Consider the following 1,353-nt stretch of genomic DNA (forward strand, 5'->3'; position numbering starts at 1 on the left):
GAACTCTTTGCCATTGACGGTTGCAAGATGCCCTCGGATGCCTCAAAGGAGTGGTCTGGCACCTTCAAAGAGCTGGCTGAGAAGCGGGAGAAACTACGGCGGTTGGTTCGCCATCACCTGCTCGAGCATTACGCACGGGACGAAGCCGAGACGGAAGCCGACTTGGATCGAGATATCCGCCAAGCCAAGACGATTCTGTCGCTAGATGCTGCGATGAACAAAGTGGACCGCTTCCTAAAGACGCACAGCCCAAGGATGGGCCAGGGGAAGCGGAGCAAGGAAGTGAAGAGCAACGTCACCGATAATGAAAGTGCCAAGATGACCACCAGCAAGGGCACGATACAGGGCTATAACGGCGTGGCCACGGTGGACAAGAAGCACCAGGTCATCATTGATGCCCAGGCGTTTGGAGAGGGACAGGAACACCACACGCTGCAACCGGTACTTGAGAGGGTGAAGGCCCGCTTCAAGAAGTTGGGGATTGCTGACAACATCTACCAACAAGGCACCATCGTCACTGCTGATACGGGCTTCGCCAATGAAGCCAATATGAAGTACCTGCACGAACGACAGATCAATGGCTATGTGCCAGATAATCAGTTCCGTAGCCGAGACCCGAGGTTTGCCGAACAGAAAGACAAGTACGGAAAGCGGCACCAGAACCTGCCAGACAAGGGATGGAAGGCCACCTTTCCAGCCAGCGAATTCCAGTACGACCCGGTCACCCTTAGCTGTATCTGCCCCAATGGGGAATCCCTGACCTATCGGGGACAGCGGGAAGCCGAGAATGGTAAGGTTCGGGCGCACTTTGAAGGTCGACTGCTGCAATGCCGGCACTGCCCCAAGAAGCACCGGTGCATGCAGAATCCCGCCTCGGCGGATCACCGCAACGGCGCTGGCCGACAAGTCTCCTTTACGATAAAGCGCGACGGACAACCGAGCTACACTGACTGGATGAAGCACCGAGTGGATAGCCAGCAAGGTAAGGAGATATATAGCCATCGAATGTCAGTGGTGGAGCCGGTATTCGGCAACATCGGCACCACGAAACGTTTGAACCGATTCGGGCTTCGTGGCAAGAAGAAGGTACAGGGTCAGTGGCAGTTATACTGCTTAATACACAACATTGAGAAGCTCGCCAATTATGGTCGGTTAGGCACGTGATAAAGGGGCTACAAGGCCTAAATGTGGCCGCCAAATGCTTGTGATGAGTGACTTTGACATCATCCAGGTACCGAGATGGTCAGCTAGGCCCCTTGACCCAAAAAATTTGTCTATTTGGTGGGCGGTACACAAAATCAGAAAACAGGCGGTGGGGAGGACTCAGAATCGAGTTTTTCTACAGCCTCGTTA

General features: G+C 54.2%; 1 protein-coding gene. It reads left to right on the plus strand.

Going from position 1 to position 1,353, the window contains the following annotated elements; translation table 11 throughout:
• A partial coding sequence (locus tag BLT16_RS20455; RefSeq protein WP_089660780.1) for a transposase occupies positions 1-1,164 on the plus strand: 1,164 nt, incomplete at its 5' end.
• Positions 1,165-1,353: the final 189 nt, after the last annotated feature.

Origin of the sequence: Franzmannia pantelleriensis (assembly GCF_900102875.1) — a bacterium.
GTDB lineage: Bacteria > Pseudomonadota > Gammaproteobacteria > Pseudomonadales > Halomonadaceae > Franzmannia > Franzmannia pantelleriensis.